At 45.0% G+C, this 22,602-nt stretch carries 20 protein-coding genes; 13 read left to right on the top strand and 7 right to left on the bottom strand.

What is annotated here, in order from left to right:
* Positions 1 to 4: 4 nt before the first annotated feature.
* Positions 5 to 484, bottom strand: coding sequence for a cation:proton antiporter regulatory subunit (locus tag IE165_RS14485; RefSeq protein WP_189627361.1), 480 nt, complete (start codon positions 482 to 484; stop codon positions 5 to 7).
* Positions 485 to 721: 237 nt separating this feature from the next.
* On the opposite strand from IE165_RS14485, the gene IE165_RS14480 reads away from it, so the two are divergent.
* On the top strand, positions 722 to 1,291 hold the full coding sequence (locus IE165_RS14480; protein ID WP_189627360.1) for a YceI family protein: 570 nt from the start codon (positions 722 to 724) through the stop codon (positions 1,289 to 1,291).
* Positions 1,292 to 1,342: 51 nt separating this feature from the next.
* On the opposite strand, the gene IE165_RS14475 is transcribed toward IE165_RS14480, so the two are convergent.
* Positions 1,343 to 2,128 carry an MBL fold metallo-hydrolase gene (locus IE165_RS14475; RefSeq protein WP_189627359.1) on the bottom strand — a complete coding sequence of 262 codons (786 nt, stop codon included), beginning with the start codon at positions 2,126 to 2,128 and terminating at the stop codon, positions 1,343 to 1,345.
* 113 nt (positions 2,129 to 2,241) lie between these two features.
* Here IE165_RS14475 and recJ point away from each other — a divergent pair, with 113 nt between their 5' ends.
* The 4 genes from recJ to IE165_RS14455 all read left to right on the top strand — a co-directional run bounded on the left by recJ (position 2,242) and on the right by IE165_RS14455 (position 7,386).
* Positions 2,242 to 3,936 carry a single-stranded-DNA-specific exonuclease RecJ gene (gene recJ / locus IE165_RS14470; protein WP_189627358.1) on the top strand — a complete coding sequence of 565 codons (1,695 nt, stop codon included), beginning with the start codon at positions 2,242 to 2,244 and terminating at the stop codon, positions 3,934 to 3,936.
* 32 nt (positions 3,937 to 3,968) lie between these two features.
* Positions 3,969 to 4,703 (top strand): LPS export ABC transporter ATP-binding protein, encoded by a 735-nt coding sequence (gene lptB, locus IE165_RS14465; RefSeq protein WP_189627357.1) that lies wholly within the window; start codon positions 3,969 to 3,971, stop codon positions 4,701 to 4,703.
* A 27-nt stretch (positions 4,704 to 4,730) separates the two neighbouring features.
* Complete coding sequence (locus tag IE165_RS14460) at positions 4,731 to 6,245, top strand: GH3 auxin-responsive promoter family protein (RefSeq protein ID WP_189627356.1); 1,515 nt, start codon at positions 4,731 to 4,733, stop codon at positions 6,243 to 6,245.
* 73 nt (positions 6,246 to 6,318) lie between these two features.
* Positions 6,319 to 7,386, top strand: coding sequence for a branched-chain amino acid aminotransferase (locus tag IE165_RS14455; protein ID WP_189627355.1), 1,068 nt, complete (start codon positions 6,319 to 6,321; stop codon positions 7,384 to 7,386).
* A 36-nt stretch (positions 7,387 to 7,422) separates the two neighbouring features.
* Here IE165_RS14455 and miaA read toward each other — a convergent pair whose 3' ends face one another.
* The 4 genes from miaA to pdxA form a co-directional block, all read right to left on the bottom strand.
* A complete protein-coding gene (miaA, locus tag IE165_RS14450; RefSeq protein ID WP_189627354.1) occupies positions 7,423 to 8,325 on the bottom strand; it encodes a tRNA (adenosine(37)-N6)-dimethylallyltransferase MiaA in 903 nt (300 codons plus the stop codon).
* A gap of 72 nt (positions 8,326 to 8,397) precedes the next feature.
* Complete coding sequence (locus tag IE165_RS14445; RefSeq protein WP_189627353.1) at positions 8,398 to 8,985, bottom strand: IS1096 element passenger TnpR family protein; 588 nt, start codon at positions 8,983 to 8,985, stop codon at positions 8,398 to 8,400.
* Positions 8,986 to 9,044: 59 nt separating this feature from the next.
* Complete coding sequence (locus tag IE165_RS14440) at positions 9,045 to 10,463, bottom strand: CCA tRNA nucleotidyltransferase (protein ID WP_189627352.1); 1,419 nt, start codon at positions 10,461 to 10,463, stop codon at positions 9,045 to 9,047.
* Between the two features lie 161 nt (positions 10,464 to 10,624).
* Positions 10,625 to 11,680, bottom strand: a complete 1,056-nt coding sequence (gene pdxA, locus IE165_RS14435) for a 4-hydroxythreonine-4-phosphate dehydrogenase PdxA (RefSeq protein WP_189627351.1) — start codon at positions 11,678 to 11,680, stop codon at positions 10,625 to 10,627.
* 297 nt (positions 11,681 to 11,977) lie between these two features.
* Here pdxA and rsmA point away from each other — a divergent pair, with 297 nt between their 5' ends.
* Genes rsmA through IE165_RS14420 form a run of 3 tightly spaced genes read left to right on the top strand, consistent with a single transcriptional unit; the run spans position 11,978 to position 14,861 of the window.
* Complete coding sequence (gene rsmA, locus IE165_RS14430; RefSeq protein ID WP_189627350.1) at positions 11,978 to 12,757, top strand: 16S rRNA (adenine(1518)-N(6)/adenine(1519)-N(6))-dimethyltransferase RsmA; 780 nt, start codon at positions 11,978 to 11,980, stop codon at positions 12,755 to 12,757.
* Between the two features lie 8 nt (positions 12,758 to 12,765).
* Entirely contained in the window at positions 12,766 to 13,923 is a 1,158-nt protein-coding gene (locus tag IE165_RS14425; RefSeq protein ID WP_189627349.1) for an FAD-dependent monooxygenase, read from the top strand.
* A 2-nt stretch (positions 13,924 to 13,925) separates the two neighbouring features.
* Complete coding sequence (locus IE165_RS14420; RefSeq protein ID WP_189627348.1) at positions 13,926 to 14,861, top strand: NAD(P)-dependent oxidoreductase; 936 nt, start codon at positions 13,926 to 13,928, stop codon at positions 14,859 to 14,861.
* Here IE165_RS14420 and IE165_RS14415 read toward each other — a convergent pair.
* Entirely contained in the window at positions 14,836 to 15,717 is an 882-nt protein-coding gene (locus IE165_RS14415; protein ID WP_189627347.1) for a UbiA prenyltransferase family protein, read from the bottom strand. The two genes, IE165_RS14420 and IE165_RS14415, sit on opposite strands and share 26 nt — an antisense overlap.
* 178 nt (positions 15,718 to 15,895) lie before the next feature.
* On the opposite strand from IE165_RS14415, the gene acs reads away from it, so the two are divergent.
* From acs to IE165_RS14390, 5 genes are all read left to right on the top strand, one after another.
* Entirely contained in the window at positions 15,896 to 17,812 is a 1,917-nt protein-coding gene (gene acs, locus IE165_RS14410) for an acetate--CoA ligase (RefSeq protein WP_189627346.1), read from the top strand.
* 160 nt (positions 17,813 to 17,972) lie between these two features.
* Positions 17,973 to 20,282, top strand: coding sequence for a putative monovalent cation/H+ antiporter subunit A (locus IE165_RS14405; RefSeq protein WP_189627345.1), 2,310 nt, complete (start codon positions 17,973 to 17,975; stop codon positions 20,280 to 20,282).
* Between the two features lie 43 nt (positions 20,283 to 20,325).
* Complete coding sequence (locus tag IE165_RS14400) at positions 20,326 to 20,736, top strand: Na+/H+ antiporter subunit B (RefSeq protein ID WP_189627344.1); 411 nt, start codon at positions 20,326 to 20,328, stop codon at positions 20,734 to 20,736.
* Between the two features lies 1 nt (position 20,737).
* Complete coding sequence (locus IE165_RS14395; protein WP_189627343.1) at positions 20,738 to 21,094, top strand: Na+/H+ antiporter subunit C; 357 nt, start codon at positions 20,738 to 20,740, stop codon at positions 21,092 to 21,094.
* Complete coding sequence (locus tag IE165_RS14390; RefSeq protein ID WP_189627342.1) at positions 21,091 to 22,602, top strand: proton-conducting transporter transmembrane domain-containing protein; 1,512 nt, start codon at positions 21,091 to 21,093, stop codon at positions 22,600 to 22,602. Before IE165_RS14395 ends, IE165_RS14390 begins: the two co-directional genes overlap by 4 nt.

Below are 22,602 nucleotides of genomic sequence, written 5' to 3'. Positions count from 1 at the left end.
AGGGTTAAATTAAAATTTCTTTTAACAATTTAATATTTTGTTTTTTTCCGGCTACAACTAAGGTTGTATCAGGGGTAATGATGTATTCGGGCCCCGGATTGATGATGGTCTCTTCCTCGCGGATAGCCGCAATAATAGAAGCCCCAGTACGTTGGCGAACACCTAGCTCACCAATGCTTTTATGCACACCATCATTAGACGCTCCCACCTTATACCACTCGATGCGCAAATCATCCAACGCAAGCTCCATTGTTTCCAAAGCTTTCGGTTTGTAGTATAGCCCGCCAATAATGCCGGCAACCTGACGGGATTCATCGTCCGATAAGGTCATCACACAGTGCGTTTCGTTGTCATCGTCTTCCGAACGATAAAGCTCGCGTCGCCCGTCGTCGTGAATAACAACGACCATGTTATCGCCTGCTTCCGTTTCAATTTGGTATTTTTTCCCAATACCAATCAATTCACTTTCCCTAACTATAGACATAGTAAAAAAATTTAGTTGATTTTGTAGATTGTACACTACAAATATTAGGTGCAAAATTACTAAAAATATTACAGAAACGTGGAAAGTCCACCGCAGACGTAGCAGACGATTCCACACCACTACTATGCAGAAAAATATTACGTTTGTAAAGCTACTTAGCGCGAACATTTTTTTTATCATCGCAGCGTTACAAAATTGTCTATTTTTATTTATGTTTGATAATAAAATTCTAGGATAATGAAAAAAACGACCTTATTTTTGGCAATATTTTTCGCCATTACATCTGCTCTCGCTCAGAAAACTAACTTTAACATAGATAAGGATGCCTCCAGTATCAAATGGGTAGCAAAGAAGATTGTCGGTGGGCACGAGGGAACCATCCAAATAAAAAATGGAACGTTACAGACGGACAAAAATAAAATAATTGGTGGAGAATTTATCATTGACATGCATTCACTGGTATGCACGGACGCGCCAAAACTAACGAATCACTTGAAAAATGAAGATTTTTTCGATGTTTCGCAATACGGCACCGCAAAGCTGCTCATCACGAAGGTAGACAATAGTCAAGTCAACCCCATAATAACCGGCAACATCACCATTAAAGGCAAAACAAAGGCGATTTCATTTCCTGCAAAAGTAACCGCGGTAACCGCTAACAGCATCGAGGCGGAAGCCATGGGCCTGAAAATAAACCGACTAGATTTCGACATCAAGTATCGCTCGGCCAGCTTCTTCTCAGACTTGGGCAACCGCGCTATTGAAGATGAATTCACGCTTGACGTTAAGATCAAAGCCACAAAATAAATATCTCTTAAAAAGATGAGCGCAGCAGCGCTCATCTTTTTAAGAGCCTAATTATTGCACGGCCACGTCGACAATCTTATAGGCGCCATCTTCGCTTTGCTCACCTTTGCCGATGACTATACTTTTGGAATGATAGAAAAGATAGGTCCAATCATTTGCTCGACCTTCTTCCCAATACTGTTTTCTTAGGTCTCTAGCTAACCTTCCGTCGTAATCATATTTCGCGATAAAATTTTTGAAGATCTCCGCGGGTTCAGAAAGCACATCTCCGCCGAAAAAGTAATGTTCGCCACCGACATGGATATGAAAAGCTTGGTGAAAGGGCGTATGCGCGCCATTTACCTCGTACGAAATCATACCGTTGATCTTCCCGTCGCCCTCAAGCAATACCAAGTTACCACTTCGGTGGAGGACGTCGAATATCTCAGTTTTATACGATGGGTTTTCACCGCTGAAAGCAGATTCCCATTCACCTCGCTGCACATAATATTCGGCATTTGGGAATGCAATGCGCGCCTTACCGTCCTTGAAATCTACCATTCCACCGGTATGGTCTTTATGCAGATGGGACATCAACACATACTTGACATCTTCAGGCTCATAGCCCAAGTTTCGAATATTTTGATGTATCAACAATGCATTCTGCTCATCTGTAAAGCCCAAGCCGGTATCGCAGAGGATAAGGCCATCGTCCGATACGATGAGAATAGGATGTACATGAACGAATATGGAGCCCTTACGGCTTAAGGGATCATCTTTTTCGGGATCGAAGGGAACAAACTCCTTCGATGCGTCAACAGAAAAAGAACCTTCGTAAAGAGAATATGCCTGAATCATTTTTTATTTTTATAATAACGTATGCCACAACGGATTCGTTCTTCCGAGCGGCCATCTATTAGGTAAACCAATTTACAAAACGTATATTTACACGTTAATACAGGTGCAAAGATATGCAAAAAAGGTGGGTAGTAAAGCCAAAAAATGATGTCAAAAAAACGAACAAACTACGTGATGAGCTGGGCGTAAACTCGGTTATTGCGGAGTTGCTTTTAAATCGCGGCATCAGCACCTTCGACACCGCCAAACAATTCTTCCGCCCCATGTTGGACATGTTGCACGACCCCTTTTTGATGCGTGACATGGAAAAAGCCATCTCACGAATCGAACAGGCCATTGGCAATAAGGAGAAAATACTCATTTACGGCGACTATGACGTGGATGGCACAACCGCGGTGTCTGTCGTTTACAGTTTTTTCCGTGACTTTCATTCGGGGCTGGAATTTTACATCCCCGATCGGTACCTCGAGGGATATGGTATCTCCTTGGCAGGGGTAGACTACGCGGCAGCAAATGGCTTTTCGTTAATTATTGCGCTCGACTGTGGTATCAAGGCTATCGACAAAGTAAGCTACGCGAAAGCAAAAGGCATTGACTTTATCATAGGCGACCACCATTTGCCCGGCGACCATATACCCGACGCCGTTGCCGTACTCGATCCTAAGCGTATAGACTGCCCTTATCCTTATAAAGAACTATCGGGATGTGGCATCGGCTTCAAGATCATCCAAGCCTTTATACAAAAAAATGCGATGGACATCCAACTTGCTTACCAGTATTTGGATTTAGTGGCCGTTAGCATTGCGTCTGACATTGTACCTATAACCGGAGAAAATCGGATCTTGACCCATTTTGGGCTGAAGAAATTGAATACCAATCCCAACTGCGGATTGCAGGCCTTGATCAACCTTTCGTCCAACAAGACAGGTCAATTCTCAGTGAATGACATCGTTTTTCAAATTGGACCACGTATCAATGCGGCGGGCAGGATCGAGCATGCAAAAGATGCCGTCAAATTACTGATATCCAAGTCGCTGCAAGAGGCAAAGGATTTCTCTGTGACCGTAGACGACCAAAATAACCTGCGGAAGGATTTCGACCTTAAAATAACGGAAGAGGCCTTAGCAATCATCAACAATGATGAAATATTAAAGGCTAGAAAATCCACGGTATTGTTTAAGGAGGATTGGCACAAAGGGGTGATCGGTATTGTAGCTTCGCGATTAACGGAGAAATATTACCGCCCCACCATCATTTTGACACAAACGAACGGTCATATTGCCGGCTCGGCGCGATCTGTGATAGGCTTTGATCTTTACGAAGCGCTTAGTGAATGCAGCGATCTACTTGAACAATATGGCGGGCATAAGTATGCAGCGGGCTTAACCATGAGTTTGGAAAACGTGCCCGCTTTTCAAGAAAAATTCGAACAGGTAGTAAGCAGCAATATAAAACCAGAAATGCTTCAACAGGAAGTGTTGATCGAAGCAGAACTGGCTTTTCAAGATATCGATGCCAAGTTTTACCGCTTACTTCGCCAGTTTGAGCCTTTTGGACCTCATAACGAGGCGCCAATTCTTTTGAGCCGCAACGTCTATGGCACGGGCTATGTCGTTGGAAGCAACCATATTAAGATTACGGTACACCAAGAAGGTGTTCATCGTTTTGATTGCATTGGCTTCGGATTAGCGAGTCATATCGATCATATAAACGCCGGAAAACCTTTTGATATTTGCTATACCATTGAAGAAAACAACTGGCGCGGAAAAAAGAATTTACAATTAAATATCAAAGCGATTCGATATTAAAATATATTTGTAATCAAACGTTTAAGGAACAGATGATTTTAAGGGCCGAAAATTTAATCAAGAAGTATAAACAGCGCACCGTTGTCAACGACGTATCTTTCCATGTGGAACAGGGTGAAATCGTCGGTTTGCTGGGTCCTAACGGGGCAGGGAAAACCACTTCCTTTTATATGATCGTCGGCCTGATAAAGCCAAACGATGGCCAGGTATTTTTGGACGAGCAAGAAATCACGCAGGACGCCATGTTCCAGCGGGCTCAGAAAGGCATCGGTTACCTTGCGCAGGAAGCATCTGTCTTTCGAAAGCTTTCTGTAGAAAACAACATTTTAGCTGTCTTGGAGATCCACTATCCAAATAAGCAAGAGCGTGTAGAAAAACTCGAAGAGCTACTGGCAGAGTTTAGCCTGAACAGGGTACGTAAAAATCGGGGCGACCTCCTTTCTGGAGGGGAAAGGCGAAGGACAGAAATTGCACGCGCACTGGCTGCTAACCCAAATTTTATCCTGCTCGATGAGCCATTTGCCGGCGTGGATCCTATTGCTGTGGAAGAAATACAGACCATTGTCTCAAAATTGAAGCGAAAGAATATCGGCGTACTCATTACTGACCACAATGTGCAGGAAACATTGTCGATAACTGATAGAGCCTATCTGCTGACCGAAGGGAAAATAATGCTCACCGGCACGCCCGAGGAGATCGCGGATAATGAGCTCGCCCGTAAGTTTTATCTCGGTCGTCATTTCGAACTACGAAGAAAAAAGCTATAAACAAAAGCCCACAGACAGTACTTAACTATGGAATTACTCAATTCTCTCTTCACGTGGATTATGAAAAAGCGCATTCATCAGATCGAGCTTTTCATGAAATATCCCCATGATGTCCAAGATGAATGGTTCCAAAGTCTTATTGCAACAGCCGAAGCGACAGAATGGGGAAAAAAGTATGATTATACCAGTATCCTTACGCCAGAAGAATACAAGAACAGGGTTCCTATCCAAGATTACGACCATATCAAAGGCTATGTAGAACGCATGATCAAAGGCGAGCAAAATCTGCTATGGCCCACCGATGTAAAATGGTTTGCTAAATCATCCGGAACAACATCTGATCGATCGAAATTTATTCCAGTGAGCATGGAAGCATTGGAAGATTGCCACTATCAGGGCGGTAAAGACATGCTGTCGATCTATTGCCACAATAAGCCCGACAATAAAGTGTTTACGGGTAAGTCCGTTGTAATTGGTGGCTCCTCGCAAATAAATAATTTCAGCCCAGACTCCTACTACGGCGATCTCTCCTCTATCCTTATTCGTAATTTACCTTTTTGGGCTGAATTTAAGCGTACCCCGAACTTGGAGGTGACTTTAAATCCAAATTTTGAAGAAAAAATCGACCAAATAGCATCGATTACAATCAAAGAGAATGTAACTAGTCTCGCCGGCGTCCCCACTTGGAACATCGTCATGGCGAAGCGAGTGCTGGAGTTGACCGGCAAGGAAAACCTCATGGAGGTATGGCCTAATCTGGAGTTTTATGGGCACGGTGGCGTAAGCTTCAAACCCTACCGGGAACAGTTCAAGCAACTCATCCCTTCCGAAAACATGTATTACCTGGAAAATTACAATGCTTCAGAAGGTTATTTCGGATTGCAGGATCAGTCCGGTTCCGAAGATTTGCTATTGATGCTGGATTATGGTATCTATTACGAATTTCTTCCTGTCGAGCATATGCACGAAGAGCATCCACAAACGCTCGCTTTGCACGAGGTCGCGCTCCATAAAAACTATGCACTAATTATATCTACCAATGCGGGCCTATGGCGCTATAAGATTGGTGATACCATTCGCTTTACGTCACTGTCCCCCTATCGTTTTCAGATATCCGGCAGAACCAAACACTACATCAACGCGTTCGGTGAAGAGGTCATCGTCGACAATGCCGAACACGCCTTGCAGCGAGCTTGCCAAATAACAGAAGCCATTATCAAAGATTACACGGCGGGGCCGGTATATTTCGATAAGGGTAAAGCCGGTGCGCATGAATGGATTATTGAGTTTGAACGAGAACCGCGCAACTTCCAGGAATTTTGCGAAATATTGGACAACACCTTGCGTGAGATCAATTCGGATTATGATGCCAAACGTTACAAAGACATGGCATTGTCCTTCCCAATCGTCCACAACGCAGAAAAAAATCTCTTCTACCGTTGGATGGCTTCTCGCGGAAAGTTGGGCGGACAAAATAAGGTTCCTCGGCTAGCAAACGATCGTTCCTACTTGGATGATCTCCTCAAAATCATCAATCAATAAACAATAGCGATCATCGAGGTGAGAATCTTTTGATTCTTTTTTCCTAAATTGCACATTCTTAATTTTTAATGTGATGAGCGAGACGAATACCTCCTCCATTCGCGTAGAGCAGACAACACAGTCGAGACTTTCGCAAGTGGATTTCAACAATCTGAAGTTTGGTCAAATCATGTCAGACCATATGCTGGTGGCTAATTATGACAACGGCGCATGGACAGACGTCAGCATCGTTCCATATGGCGAGATGCGCATAAGTCCCTCCATGTCTTCCTTACACTATGGTCAATCAATCTTTGAAGGCATTAAAGGTTACAAATTTGCCGATGGCACGGTCAGTATTTTTCGTCCTGATAAAAATTGGGAACGATTCAACAAATCTGCACGACGCCTGCAGATGCCGGAGATACCAGAGGAAATCTTCTTAGGAGGCCTGAAGGAGCTCCTACAGGTCGATAAGGCCTGGGTGCCCGCTTTGGATGGAACGTCCTTATATATCAGGCCGTTTATGTTCGCTACCGAGGCCGCATTAGGTGTGCACCCCTCCGCCTCCTATAAGTTTATAATCATCACTTGTCCAGTAGGTGCATACTACAGTAAGCCCATCAGCTTGAAAGTAGAAACCCATTACACCCGTGCGGCAGAAGGCGGCGTAGGTTTTTCCAAAAATGCGGGCAACTATGCGCTATCGCTTTATCCGACACAATTAGCCAATGACGAAGGTTACGATCAAATCATGTGGACCGACGCCGCTGAACACAAATACATCGAAGAAGCAGGTACCGCCAATCTTATTTTCCGTATCGGCGATACCATCATCACTCCACACGGCGACACCATCTTACACGGTGTTACGAGGCGTACGATTATGGAACTTGCAGAGAAATGGGGCTTTAAAGCCGAGCAACGTAAGGTATCCGTACAGGAGTTGTTGGATGGCATTAAAGATGGCCGTGTAACCGAAGCCTTCGCCGCAGGGACCGCTGCTACAATAACGCATATCTCCAAAATCGGATTCGAGGGTCAAGATTATGAACTGCCAGCAGTAGAGGGCCGTGAGTTCTCGAACAAGGTATTGGATTACTTAAATCAGCTACGTTACGGTAAAATCGAAGATCCATTTGGTTGGAACTTTATTATATAGCATAGAAAAAGGGACGGTCATGGATTGTCCCTTTTTTTAACGGCCTATATAGGCTAAAATTTCGTCCCAAGCATTTGGCAAAAACCAGCGTGTATTTCCATACTTCTTAAACCAAGTTATCTGCCGCTTGGCATATCGTCTAGAGTTCTGTTTAATTCGATCAACGGCGTCCTCCAAGCTGCATTGGCCATTTAAGTGATCGAATATTTCGGCATACCCAACAGTCAGTAGAGCCGGCTTGCCGCGATAAGGCAATAACGATTTCACCTCTTCCAATAAGCCGTTGTCCATCATGTTATCTACACGCCGATTTATCCTCTCATAGAGTTCAGATCGTTCCATATTAAGACCGATCGTGCAAATTTCAAATGGTCTTTCTACGGTTTCCTGCTGTCGGAAAGATGAAAAGGGCTTGCCGGTTGCTTCAAAAACTTCCAGCGCACGGACAACCCGTTGCGGGTTCTGTATGTCGGCCGTTGCATAATATGCGGGATCTACGTTCTGTAATCGTTGTTGCAGAACCTCCAAACCATTTTCGTGGAGAAGCGCATTAAGTTTGTCCCGAACCGCCATTGGGGGCTTAGGGAAATTGTCCAATCCCTCACAAAGGGCTCGGACAAAAAGACCAGATCCACCCACAAGTACAACATGGTCATGTTCAAGAAACAGACTATCCAATAATTTCAAGGCATCACGCTCGAAGTCGCCCGCTGAATATTCCTCCGCAACGGTATGCGAATCCACAAAATGATGGGGCACCTGCTGCAATTCCTCCCGCGTAGGTTTTGCCGTGCCAACAGACATTTCTCGATAGAACTGCCTCGAGTCTGCGGACAGCACCTCTGTCTTAAAATGTTGCGCCAATCGGATTGCCAATGCTGTCTTTCCGACAGCCGTAGGCCCGACAACGACAAGGAGCCGCTTTTTATTTTCCCTCATATTACCGTGAAAAAAATACCTTAAGTAATTAACTTAAGGCATTTGCTGTATGTGTTGCACGTTGATAAATGATTAAAATTCATCCTCGTACCCACTTTTCTGTTCGCTTTGCTCTTCGCCTTCACTTTCACCATCATCGAACATATCGAATTCCTCTTCGTCATCTACGCCATATTCGGTCTCGTCGGTTGTAATCTCCTCATCCTCATCATCGTCGTCTATACCAGTGGATAACGGGAAGTTTGCTGCAGAAGCGTTTTTCGGAGCATCGCCCACCACCCGCGAGATCAAAGGATAGACTTTGCCATCCTCTTCTTTCAGGATCTTGACCAGCTCAACGTGAAAATCATAAGGACGGTCAAAATTGTATATATAATAGAACTTTTGGTGTGGGTCATCAATAAATTTGCTCAGGCGGATGGTTTCCATCAACAGAACGCCCGTATCGGCTTTTCGTGATGAAGGAAGAAGTGCTATTTCCGTGCCTTTCTTCCATTGGTCATTACTGACATAGAAAGAAGAAGAAACATCTGCTTTGTAGCCTGTCGATTGATGAATTGCCTCATGAAGCGCTAAAAATGTACCTTTTGAGGGCATATCAATTTCACGGTAGATATCCTCATAATCCTCAAAAGTCACTCGAAATCTGTAAATAGCCATTCTTTGTTGTATCGTTTAGTTTTTTACCGAAGGATAAAAATACAATAAATTTTAAAAAATTAAAGCTTCGCGGTGTTCTTACGGACGAGTCCCAAACTTTCACCTTGCTGAAGGACAAACTTCAGGGCACTCTCCCGCGTATTGGCAACATCTCCCTCTAGAATAGCCTCTCGCATCGCGTTTTTGATCTTACCAATGATGCGGCCGGGCTTCAAATCGAACAGCTCCATAATGTCCTCGCCTGTCACCGGTGGTTGCCAGTTTCGGATCTGATCACGTTCTTCCACATCGCGCAACTTTTGTTTGACCAATTCAAAGTTGTCTCGATATTTCCTTTTCTTGTACGCGTTTTTGGTCGTCACATCCGCATGGCACAAAGCCATCAGGGCATCGATATCGTTCCCCGCATCAAAGAGGAGCCTGCGGACAGCAGAATCAGTAACGATATCCTGTGCCAAGACAATCGGACGAAGGTGCAGCTGTACCAATTTTTGCACGAACTTCATCTTATCATTTAACGGCAGCTTTAATTCTGCAAAAAGCTTAGGCACCATTTTGGCACCACGATCCTCGTGTCCGTGAAAGGTCCATCCCGCTCGCTTATCAAACCTTTTGGTGGCCGGCTTTGCAATATCATGCATGATAGCAGCCCAACGTAACCACAGATCGGAACTGTATTCCGCGATGTTATCCAACACTTCAAGGGTATGGTAAAAGTTGTCCTTATGCCCCCGTCCGTCGATGACGTCCACCCCGTGGAGGTCTTGCATCGCGGGGAAGATCAACTTCAATAGACCCGTATCGAAAAGATATCGAAAACCAACGGATGGCTTCGGGGAAAGAACAATTTTATTCAACTCTTCGATTATACGTTCTTTCGATATAATCTGTATACGCTCGGCCTTGGATACCATCGATGCGAGTGCGAGTGCATCAATCTTGAAACCCAATTGTGAGGCAAAACGGACGGCCCGCATCATGCGCAATGGATCGTCTGAAAACGTAATATCTGGATCCAGCGGTGTACGGATAGTTCGCAGTTCGATGTCTTGACGACCATGGAAGGGATCCAGCAACTGCCCGAAATTTTGTGCATTCAATCCATAAGCCATCGCATTGATGGTAAAATCGCGTCTATGCTGATCGTCTTCCAATGTGCCATCTTCCACAGAAGGGTTACGGGAGTTTGATCGGTAAGATTCTTTCCGGGCCCCCACAAACTCAATATTGATGTTGTCGTGTACCAGCATAGCAGTGCCGAAATTCTTGTAAACGGCTACTTTGGTATGTAACTGCTCGCCGAGCTTACTTGCGAAATCTATACCGCTTCCAACAACCACAACATCCACGTCATTTTTAAACGGCCTGCCCATAATACGATCACGAACATAGCCACCAATAACATAACAGTCCACCTGCTCCCTATCCGCTAAATCTCTGATTATCTGAAATATAGGGTGTTGTAAATTTTCTCGCATAGCAATCATTTCTAGGCCTAAGCCTATCAATGGTCAAAAATAATGATTATTTAATAAAAGAGGCGGATAAAATAAGAACCGCATAGCGGATCATCTTTCTATCGCCATGATAGAGCGCATATTTATCCAGCACCAGCAAATACGATGGCAAGATGTCTAGTTTAATCGCGATCTTTAGATAGACGACGGAAGGCTAGCGGATTTGCGGCAAGAATCGCTTGCTCACGCCGACGTTCGACGATATGCACAGCGGCGAAAATAGCTTCGAGGAATGACTCATGAGAGGCCATATTCTTACCGGCAATATCATAGCCCGTTCCGTGGTCCGGAGAGGTGCGCACGATCGGCAGGCCCGCTGTAAAATTAATTCCTTTGCGCGAGGCAATATGCTTGAAAGGTATAAGTCCTTGGTCGTGATACATAGCCAAGACCCCATCAAACTTGGTAAAAGCATCGCCCGCAAAAAAACCATCTGCAGGATAAGGACCGAAACAAAACACCCCTTCTTCCTTTGCCTGCTGTATGGCAGGTTTGATAATTTCGTCATCTTCAGTTCCGATCAGACCGTTATCGCCGGCATGGGGATTTAAACCAAGCACAGCAATCTTCGGCTTTTGAATCCAAAAATCTTTACGTAAACTATCGTTCATCATCTTCAGCTTTTGTACGATAGCTTCTACACTGATGGATGCCGCGATATCTTTAACAGGAATATGCCCTGTCACGACGCCGATACGCAGCTCGTCTGCAATCATAAACATAAGCACGTCGCTCGCGTCCATTTTCGACTGCAAAAATTCTGTATGTCCGGGAAAGTTGAAGCCTTCCTGCTGGATATTATGTTTATTGATCGGGGCGGTAATTAAGGCGTCAATGGTACCGGCACGAAGATCTTCTACGGCTTTATCCAAGGATAGAAAAGCGTATTTGCCCCCCACTTCATTTTGTTCACCGAGCGTGATCTTTACATCTTCTTGCCAGCAATTGATCATATTGGCGCGCTTAGGGTTCGCTTGATCAGCACTATGAATCACATTAAAGCTGAAATCCTGTATGCCAATAGCCTTCCGATGAAATGAAGCCACTTTCGTATTACCGTAAACAATTGGCGTAAAATATTCCAAAACGCGATTGTCCATCAACGACTTAATAATCACTTCCAAACCAACTCCGTTGACATCGCCGATGGTAATACCAATTTTTAATTTTTCAAGCATAACTGTTCACTTTAATCCTTCAAAAATAACGAAAAATAATGTCAAATCTTAGCGTGAAAAGCAGGTAATCTCACGTTTTATGTTTTATCCGGGTGCTTACAAAACAGATAAGGAGTATCTTGCGGTCATTCGCTTGCCCCATTTTTAAGTATTTTCGTTGTCTCCTTTTCATCTTTTACTGTATCCTACATAGATTTGTAGAACTCGGATGGTCGACGAGCACAACAAGGAGTAGAATAAAATGGATTTTTAGTCGGTGGCAAGCCGAAGATGCTTATCTTTGCGTAAATCACCGATATGAGTACAGTACGCGCAAAAAAACATCTTGGACAACATTTTCTCAACGATAAAAATGCCGCACAGAAGATCGTAGAGGCCTTGGATCCCTCACTTGGATTCACACAGGTACTGGAGGTCGGACCGGGAATGGGCGTTTTGTCTGATTTTTTATTAGAGAAAGCAGCTTACGAAACCTGGATGATCGACGTAGATGATGAATCTGTCGCCTATCTAGCGGAGAAATATCCGCAACTGGAACAGCGGCTGATCCATGGGGATTTTCTAGCGTTAGATTTCGATAGATATTTCGGTTCGACAATGGCCATTATCGGAAACTTCCCGTACAACATTTCTTCACAAATACTTTTTAAAATTTTAGATGAGCGCCATAGGGTCATACAGATGACCGGTATGTTTCAAAAAGAAGTTGCCGAACGTTGCGTGGCAAAGCCCGGCAGCAAAGAGTACGGTATTCTGAGTGTTTTCCTTCAGGCCTACTATGATGTCGAGTACCTCTTTACCGTAAAGGCCGGTGCGTTCAATCCACCACCCAAAGTACTATCCGGCGTGATGAAAATGACTCGAAATGAACGGGTAGCACTGGATTGCGACGAAAAATTATTCTGGCGCGTGGTCAAGGCATCCTTTAACCAACGTCGAAAAACTTTACGCAACTCCTTATCAGCCGTCATTCCAAAAGAGCGTATGAGCGAAAACCCCTTGTATGACTTGCGTGCAGAACGCCTGTCGGTAAAAGATTTTGAAATCTTGACTAGGGAAATAAGCGGAGCGCTCTAAACGATTTTATGAAGACGGAATTTGCTATTATTGGCGGTGGTGTTGCCGGACTGACGGCAGCAATTGGTCTTCGAAGCATCGGCATAAACGCTATCGTCTACGAACGTGCACCGATACTGCGCGGAATCGGTGCCGGCTTTGGTCTTGCAGCAAACGCCATGCAAGCGTTCGACTACCTTGGTCTGCGTGCGGGCGTCGAGCAGATCGGCCATTTCCTAGATTCCTATAATATTCTGGATCAATATGGCGGTATATTGGCCGCACCCGATACGGATAGTATTACCCAAAACCTACAGCAGAAAAATTTCGCCGTTCATCGCGGAGATCTCCATACATTTTTACTGAACAAACTTCCCGCAGATACGGTAATCTTGGGCAGGGAAGCCGTCCATGCCCGTCAGGATGGTGAAAGGGTTCGCATACATTTCGATGATGGCAGCTCGGTGGAAGCTGACGCTTTGATTGTGGCCGATGGAGTAAAATCCCGTCTTCGACAGCAATTGCTCCCGAATGCCGTACCTCGCTATGCGGGTTACACCTGTTGGCGTGCCATTATCGACAACAGCAGTCTACAGCTTCAACATGGGTCGGAAACATGGGGAGCAAAAGGGCGTTTCGGCATGACGCCACTTGTGGGCAATAAGCTCTATTGGTATGCCTGCATCAATTCGGTAGCGGACAACCCCATCTTTAGAAATTTTCAAGTGAAAGATCTCCTGACGCATTTCTCGGGCTACCATGAGACGATCCGACAAATATTGACACAAACTTCAGATGCGGAGCTCTTGTGGAACGACATTGTCGATATAAAGCCGTTAGCACAGCTCAATTACGGCAGAATTTTATTTATTGGCGATGCGGGACATGCCACCACACCTAATTTAGGGCAGGGAGCGTGCCAAGCTATAGAAGATGTTGCCGTGTTAGTGGATGAGCTTAAGCAGAATACCATACCCACTGCCGCATTTCAACACTTCAACCAACGCCGACTAGCGCGCACACGCTATATCACCCGTACTTCTTGGCAGATCGGACAAGTTGCGCAATGGGAAAACCCTTTCCTCATCGCTGCTCGCAATGCGCTGATGCGGATCCTACCGGAAAAACTCAAGCAGCTCCAATTGCGCAAACTATTAAACGAAGATTTTATGGCTATTAATAAATAATAATGGGAGACGCTATCTTAATTGTTGATGATGTACATGAAGTATTGTTGGAAAAGCTACGCCTTGCAAAAATTGCTTTTGACTATCAACCGGCATTGAACAAATCACAAGCTGCATCTATTATCGCGGATTATACGGGTTTGATTATACGCTCGAAGTTTCAAGTAGACGAAGACTTTATCGACAAAGCTTCTCGATTGCGTTTCATTGCAAGAGCCGGCGCCGGTATGGACAATATTGACGAAGCCTATGCCCACCGCAAAAGCATACAGTTAATACCAGCCAATGAAGGAAATAGAGATGCCGTTGGCGAGCACATGATCGGTATGTTGCTCAGTTTAATGAACAACTTGAACCGTGGGCACCGCGAAATCAGCGCGGGCAAATGGCGTAGGGAGGAAAATCGCGGTTACGAGCTTAAGGGACGTACAGTCGCACTGATTGGCTATGGCCACAACGGACAAGCTATGGCACGCAAACTCTCGGGCTTTGAGGTGCAAGTCATCGCTTACGACAAGTATAAAACCGGTTTTTCCGATCCATATGTGCGTGAAGTTTCTATGGAAGAGGTAGTCAAACAGGCCGATATCTTGAGCTTTCATATTCCCTTGACTCGAGAAACGACAGGAATGGTCGATAAGGAATACCTTTTCCACTTTCGCAAACCCATATTCTTCTTAATGGGCGCCCGTGGTGGTATCGTAGACATCCCCGCGGTACTCCATTATTTGGATGAGAGAAGGATTTTAGGAGCCGCATTTGATGTTCTACCGGTAGAAAAATTCCCTATGTTAGGCCAACAGGATTGGTACAACGATCTATGCAGTAGGGATAACGTGCTGTTAAGTCCACATGTTGCTGGCTGGACCTTCGAAAGCTACTATAAATTATCGGCAATACTCGCGGATAAAATCATCGCCACATTGCAAAAAGACTGACCGCGAACATCACCAGCGTAAATTGCAGCACCAATGCAAAATCCAAGAGGTATGCACTATGGTAATGCTCTCTGTGGCGAAAAACAATCGTACGGAAGACAATGCCGATCAGCAAATTTGTGGTAAGCACGCCGATTTTGATTGACCAGGGAAAGGTCGTCGTGAGTAGGGCGACGCTATGCAAACCGAGCAGAATGTAGCACAGTGTAATGGCACGCTCGGCTCCGATTATACTCGGGATGGTTTTAAGGTGGTAATACGAATCCTGTCTGATGTCCCGGATATCAAATGGTAGCGTACAAATCAAGAGAAAAACATACTTCAAAGCAAAGAGTGCGAACAACTTAGGTGCTTCTATCGCCCCCCCATTTAGATGTAGCTCAAAAGCAGGCAACAGTACGGAACTTAATGTCCATACCAAGGCGATATGAAAAATCTTCATGGCAGGAAGCTGGCGCAGGCCCACTATTTTGCCACGGTAAGGCAATATAGGAAACGAGTAAGCGATACTAAACAAGCCAATAATGCCCAAAAAAAGCAAACTGTAGACGTGGATCTTAAAAACGGAGTAAGCGAGCACCGATACCGCCAAGAAACTGTTCATCCACAAGACCCATTCGTTTTTAAACACCCAACGGGTCCTTCTGTACAGCGACTTGCTGGGATCTTTGGGACGGGAAAGGACGAGGCTGAAGTTGTACAACAAAAGGGTTGCCGCACCCTCAATGGCGATCATTGCATAATCGAACGGAGCCGAAAAAAATATATAGGTCAACGCACATTGTGCCATGGCTGCACAGGCTATCAGCAAATTGGTGTAAATTAAAAAGTAGTAGCCATGCCGTAGTGCATTCATATATTTTAAAGATAGTAATTTTGTCAAATGCAACATTCTCTCTTCCCATTTATCGCGCAAAAAGATTGTTAATGATGGCAAAAAAAACTAAATTAGCCTATCTATATCCGATACGGACATGTTTTGATAAATAATTGTCCGTATTGAATAATGCATCATAATTTTGCACCGAAAAAATATGAACCTACAGATTAAAAGTTTTGAGGAATATCAGGACGTCTATAAACATAGCGTCGAAAATCCAGCTGCATTTTGGGGAGAAATTGCAGAACATTTCTTTTGGAAGAGAAAATGGACAAATGTCCTGAGCTGGAACTTTACGGAACCAAGCATTAAATGGTTTGAAGGTGGCCGCGTGAATATCACAGAAAATTGCCTAGATCGCCATATTTATAATTATGGAGACAAGCCTGCCATCATTTGGGAGCCCAACGATCCGAACGAAGCACACCGGATATTAAGTTACAAACAGCTCTTGGATAAGGTAGAAACTTTTGCCAACGTACTGAAAAACAATAATATCGGAAAAGGCGACCGGGTTTGTATTTACCTACCCATGGTTCCGGAATTGGTGATTGCGGTGTTGGCTTGTGCACGTATCGGCGCTATCCACTCGGTGGTATTCGGTGGATTCTCTGCACAGTCCATCGCCGATCGCATCAGCGATGCAGCATGCAAATTGGTCATCACGTCTGATGGCGGCTATCGTGCCGGCAAGGTATTAGAGCTTAAATCTATCGTAGATGATGCCTTGATGCAATGCAAATCCGTGGAACGTGTCATTGTACTGACGCGCTCGCGAACACCTGTATCGATGATCAAAGGTCGCGATGTCTGGTGGGAAGACGAGATTAAAAAGGTCGAAACGCAGGGCAACCCGCCCTGCCCAGCAGAAGAGATGGACGCCGAAGACCCACTCTTCATTCTTTATACATCGGGGTCTACGGGCAAGCCCAAAGGTGTCGTGCACACGACTGGCGGTTATATGGTTTATACTGGATACACATTTTCTAACGTCTTTCAATACCAACCGGGCGAGGTGTATTTCTGCACGGCAGATATCGGCTGGATCACTGGACATAGCTACATTGTCTACGGTCCCCTATCACAGGGCGCTACGTCGCTATTGTTTGAAGGCACACCAACCTACCCAGATGCGGGAAGATTATGGGATATTGTGGAAAAGTACAAAGTGAACACGCTCTATACCGCGCCCACCGCCATCCGTTCATTGATGGCTTTCGGGGACGATTATATTGATGGAAAAGATTTAAGCAGTCTTAAAAAACTGGGCTCTGTAGGCGAACCGATCAATGAAGAGGCTTGGCACTGGTATCACGATAAGGTGGGAAAAGGCGAAGCGCCTATAGCCGACACCTGGTGGCAAACGGAAAATGGAGGGATCTTGATTTCTCCTTTGGCCGGCATATCCCCGACCATCCCCGGTTATGCCATGTTACCACTGCCCGGTGTACAGCCCTGTTTAATGGATGAAAACGGGCAAGAAATAGAGGGCAATGATGTTTCGGGGAATCTATGCATAAAATTCCCGTGGCCGGGCATGCTTCGCACCACCTGGGGCGACCACGAACGCTGTAAGCAGACCTACTTTTCAACCTATGAGAACAAGTATTTTACAGGTGATGGCTGCTATCGCAGTCCTGAAGGATATTATAGGATTACAGGGCGTGTGGATGATGTTCTCAATGTTTCCGGGCACCGGATTGGTACGGCAGAAGTCGAAAATGCAATCAATATGCACGCTGACGTTGTCGAATCGGCCATCGTCGGTTACCCACATCCTGTAAAAGGACAAGGTATCTATGCTTATGTGATTGCAAACCATCATATCGACGAAGAAAGCACGCGTAAAGATATCCTACAGACTATCACACGTATCATCGGCGCGATCGCAAAACCAGATATCATCCAGTTCGTATCGGACTTGCCGAAAACACGCTCCGGCAAAATTATGCGCCGCATACTTCGCAAAATCGCCGAAGGTGAAACGGCAAACCTGGGCGACACCTCTACGTTACAGGATCCTTCTGTGGTAGACTCCATCATCGACGGAGCAACCGCAATTCACAAATAGAAAATAAAAACGCGCCCAGCGCGTTTTTATTTTAATCCCTTCCTACCCCCTACCGTCAAAAGAATTGCGCCTTACTTAAGAAATGCAAAATTTACCGCGGAAATATCCCCATTTTTTACTATTTTTATACCATTTCCAATAATTACAATTTAAAGACTGCATGCTATTTACTGTTTTAACAGGGTTAATAACATCGAGCCTTCTTATTCCTTTTGGCAAGCTGGTTAAAGCAAAATGGAGTATCGTGCTCCCTTTGGTACCTGTACTTCTTTTTGTGTTTTACCTACTGCATATCCCTACCATCTTGGGCGGAACGAATTTGGTGCAACATGTGGATTGGGTTCCCAGTTTAGGTGTCAACTTGGATTTTCGACTGGATGGCCTGTCGCTTCTCTTTGCTCTACTGATTACAGGCATCGGTACAGCCATCTTCTTTTACGGCAGGACTTATTTAAAGGGGCATCCATATTTTGATAGGTTTTTTGCCTATTTGTTACTTTTCATGAGCGCCATGCTGGGCGTAGTACTCTCAAACAACATCCTTACCCTATTTGTTTTTTGGGAGCTTACCAGCATCAGCTCCTTCTTCTTAATTGGGTTTAACAACGACAGTAAAGCTTCCCGGGACAGCGCTTTAAGCGCTTTGAGCATCACGGGTTTGGGAGGGTTTTTCTTGCTTGCCGGCCTTATTTATATGGGTCATATTGCAGGCACATTCATGATTAGCGAGCTTTTCACAAAGCATGATCTCATCGTCGACCACCCCCAATATCCACTGATTGTTGGTTTGATATTTATTGGCGCCTTTACAAAGTCGGCGCAGTTTCCCTTCCACTTTTGGTTGCCGGGGGCGATGAAAGCGCCGACGCCCGTTTCTGCCTATCTGCATTCTGCAACCATGGTGAAAGCTGGAATATATCTCCTAGCACGCTTTACGCCAATACTCGGCCATACAGAAATTTGGAATAATACCCTGCTGATTGTCGGGGGATTCACGATGGTATTTGCGGCCATACATGCACTTTTTCGGGTCGACTTGAAAGGAATTCTTGCCTATTCGACCATATCAGCGCTGGGTGTTTTAACTTTTCTTTTAGGGCTCGGAACGCAGGAAGCGATCATCGCAGCGGCCGTTTTCATTTTGGTGCACGCGCTTTACAAGGCTACGCTTTTTATGGTCACCGGCATCATCGATCACGAAACACACACCCGTGACCTCACCAAATTGGGCGGTCTGCGAAAAGTGCTCTTTCCTGTATTTATCGCAGCCTTGCTGGCCGCGCTGTCTAGTGCCGGGCTTCCATCAACTTTTGGCTTTATAGGCAAAGACCTAATTTACGAAGCTACTTTGCATTACAAGACAAATTGGACGCTATGGCTTACCGCCCTAGCCGTGATCACGAACATTGGTTTGGTGGCGGCGGGTTTTATGGCCGGTCTAAAGCCTTTCACGGGAAAACTCCCACCTGGCTTCGCTAACGTACACCTTCCATATCCGTCCATGTGGATTCCACCGCTGATCTTAGGTAGTTTGGGTTTAATATTTGGCGTCTTCCCGGGTTATATCGGGGATATTTTCAATTATCAAGCAGCAAATGCCATCGTACAGACAGATACTGCCATGCATTTAAAAATATGGCACGGCTTTAACACCGTGCTGCTACTGAGCTTGGCCACCCTCTTGATAGGTATAGTGGTTTACTTCTTTAATAAGCCAAGTGAACGAAAGCTTGCCGCGGTAGAGCGCCTCAATAGTATTGCGCCACAGCGTATATTTTCCATCATAGGAAGATCCACGATGCGGCTATCAAATTGGTATACGCAAACATTCCACAATGGTTACCTGCGTTCCTATCACATTAAGATTATCGTTTTTGCCGAAATCTTATTGGGCTATAAATTGTGGATCAGCGGACCCATACACATTAAATGGGACAGCCTAACACCATTATCTTGGTATGAAGTCGGAATTGTAGCCATGCTTTTGGGTGCTTTATATATTATTGTGACGACGCGCTCTCGCTTGACGTCGGTGGTATCTACGAGTGTCATTGGTTATTGCATCTGTTTGATGTTCGTATTCTACAGCGCACCCGATCTGGCGATGACACAGTTCACCATCGACACCCTTACTACCGTGTTGTTTGTATTGGTTTTGTACAAACTCCCAAGCTTTATCAATATCACAAGCCGCTGGCTACAGCTTCGTGATGCCGTGGTGGCGCTGGGCTTTGGTGTTATCCTTTCCCTCATTGCCCTGCGAGTGTTGCAAGAACCCAATGTCACAGAGATCAGCAGTTTCTACGGCGAAAATTCATATTTGCTGGCCAAGGGCAAAAATGTGGTCAATACTATTCTCGTGGATTTCCGCGGTCTTGACACCATGTTCGAAACGGTTGTATTATCCATCGCGGCAATCGGCGTCTACAGTTTGATTAGGTTACGTTTAAAATCATCAGAAAAAGAGTAAAAGCAGCGCCTGTTTTTGAAATGGCGTTATAAAGTAAGAATGTATGAAAAGTGCGATATTACAGACAGCAACGCGGTATCTACTACCGATCCTCTTATTGTTTTCGTTTTTTCTGCTGCTAAGGGGACATTACTATCCCGGAGGGGGCTTTGTAGGCGGATTGGTGGCCTCTATTGCTTTTGTACTCCATAGTTTTGCCAATGGCACAGCAAGCACCATGAAGATATTGCGCTATAAGCCCCTATCCCTAATCCCAATTGGTTTGGCAATCTCTACGTTAAGCGTTGTCGCGCCGCTGCTACTTGGTTTGCCGCCTATGACTGGGCTTTGGTTTGAGGAGCCAATTCCGGTCATTGGCATGATCGGGTCGGCCCTATTTTTTGACTTAGGGGTATATTTGGTCGTCATTGGGGTTGTGCTCACCATTTTGTTTACCATAGCATTAGAACAATAATATGGAATTACTACTGGTTATCATCATAGGCTTATTGTATGCGAGCGGCGTTTACCTTATTTTACGCCGAAGCATGGTGAAGCTACTTTTGGGCATCATGCTGTTGGGGAATGGCACTAATATTTTAATCTTTTTGTTGGGTAAAATTACGAAAGGAAGTCCTCCTGTGATCAACGAAGCCTACAAGGTATTCCAAGATATCTACGCAGACCCTATACCCCAAGCCCTAATTTTAACTGCTATCGTCATCAGTTTCGCACTTACGTCCTTTGCAATTGTTCTCCTGAAAAGAGTGTATGCGCTGGTGGACTCAGACGATTTAGATGATTTAAACACACCGGAGGAAGAAGATCTATGATAGACAACCATATTTTGGCTCCTATTTTTGTACAGCTTTTTACGGCTATTGCCCAACTGATGTTTTGGCGAAAAACCGTGACGCAGCGTTTTCTAAGCGTCGGAGGCAGCATCATTGGTCTGCTCGTTGCGATACGCCTGTTTACGCGTGTGCAGGCAGATGGTATCTTAACGATGAACGCTGCAAATTGGGATGCACCTTTCGGCATCGTCTTCGTTGCCGATGCCTTCAGTGCGACGCTCGTTCTCTTGACATCCATAGCAGGCGTCGCCGTATCGTTGTTCTCTTCGGTAAGCCTGAGCAGACAACGCATGCTTTACGGTTATTTCCCGATTTTCCACTTCTTGATTATGGGGTTGCAGGGAGCCTTCCTCACGGGTGATATCTTCAACTTATACGTGTTTTTCGAAGTCATCATCATATCATCTTTTGTGTTGATGACGTTAGGAGGGCGGAAAGCGCAATTGGAGGGAGCCGTCAAGTATATGGCTATGAACATCTTGGCTTCCATGTTTTTCTTGACTGGAATCGGGATTTTGTACGGGATAACCGGCACACTCAACATGGCAGATCTCGCACTTAAGATCCAACTGGTCCAAAACAAAACATTAGTGGGCATCACCTCCTGCTTTTTCATTATTGGCTTCGGCATTAAGTCTGCCGTATTCCCTTTGTACTATTGGTTGCCATCCTCCTACCACACGCCTCCATCTGCTGTTGCAGCTACATTCGGGGGGTTGTTGACGAAGGTTGGTATCTATGCACTTATACGCGTCCTGAGCCTGATTTTCATTCCCGACGACTTCACGCGAACGTTACTTATGGGTATTGCTGTCATGACCATCATCACCGGAGCATTTGGAGCGCTCATAAAAACAAATGTACGCAGGCTTTTTTCCTATCTGATAGTATGTCACATCGGCTTTATGGTCGGCGGTATAGCGATGTTTACGAAGATAGCGTTAATGGGAACCGTGTTCTATCTTATACATGATATCATGGTCAAAACAAATATGTTCTTAATAGCAGGTTTGATCCGTCAACTACGCGGAACCCTAGATATGGGAAAATTAGGTGGTCTTTATCGCGACTATCCGAAAATATCGTTGATGATTGCCATCGTGCTGTTTTCTTTGGTCGGTATACCACCGTTGTCGGGGTTTTGGCCAAAGATATTCCTTTTTCAGGGCGCTTTTGAAATGCACCATTACTTTTTCGCTGCAGCCTTGATTATTGGAAGTTTCATAACGCTGTACGTTATCGCCAAGATGTGGTCGCAAGTGTTTTGGAAAAACCCTCCGCAGGAAGATCTTCTCGACGATCGCTTTGCGCCGATGCGCCCCTACAGAAAACTATTGATGGTTTTACCCATTCTGATTTTAGGCGTCGTCACACTTTATGTAGGATTAAATGCAGAAGCAATTATCAATATAACGGATAAAATTTCCTCTCAACTGATGGATAACTCGGAGTATATCGAAGCCGTCTTGGGAGATAAAACGAACTAG

Origin of the sequence: Sphingobacterium griseoflavum (assembly GCF_014653155.1) — a bacterium.
Lineage (GTDB): Bacteria > Bacteroidota > Bacteroidia > Sphingobacteriales > Sphingobacteriaceae > Sphingobacterium > Sphingobacterium griseoflavum.
Note: the sequence above shows the minus strand (reverse complement) of the source record. Positions and strands in the feature narration are given on the sequence as shown.